Below are 602 nucleotides of genomic sequence, written 5' to 3' on the forward strand. Positions count from 1 at the left end.
TCGTAGAGGGGGAGGTAGCCCTCACCCCCGGCCCCTCTCCCAAGGCTTTGGGAGAGGGGAGAAGGATGCTCGTAGGAATGGGCAGTGACATAGGCAGCAATTTCTTGGAGGACTTGTTCTGTGCGGTCGAGTATCTGGTCATTGGTAAAGCGCAGAATGGCAAAGCCATGTTCGCGCAGGATTTCCTCCCGCAAACGGTCGCGTTCCTGCTGAGTGGGTTCGCGGTGCACGGCGCCATCTATCTCAATGATCAGGCGGGCATCGTCACAGAAGAAGTCGGCGATGAATTGTCCAATCGGATGTTGACGTCGGAATTTTCGGCCTAGCAGCCGACGGTCACGCAACAATTCCCAGAGCAGGCTTTCGGCGGTCGTCGCCTCGCGACGCAACTGCCGCGCCCTGGCAATCAGTTCCCGGCTGGCCTTGGGTAATTCGTACCCTCCTTCTCCCGCAGCGCGAGAAGAGAGGTCGGGGGCTGCGATCCTTCCCCCCTCTCCCGCAGCGTGGGAGAGGGGGCTAGGGGGTGAGGGCACAAACACATTCCCCACCAGCCGGTAACCTTGCTTTTCCAGCTCTGCACGGGTGCGGAAGAGGTGCGAGTC

Annotated in this window: 1 protein-coding gene; it reads right to left on the minus strand. The window is 60.5% G+C overall.

Annotation, left to right across the window (positions count from 1 at the left end; genetic code table 11):
- Positions 1-602 (minus strand): endonuclease domain-containing protein (locus NW820_RS13345; protein WP_414407770.1); only part of this gene is annotated, 602 nt, incomplete at both ends.

The organism is Synechococcus sp. R55.7 (genome assembly GCF_047461955.1).
In the GTDB taxonomy this organism is placed as follows: Bacteria; Cyanobacteriota; Cyanobacteriia; order Thermostichales; family Thermostichaceae; genus Thermostichus.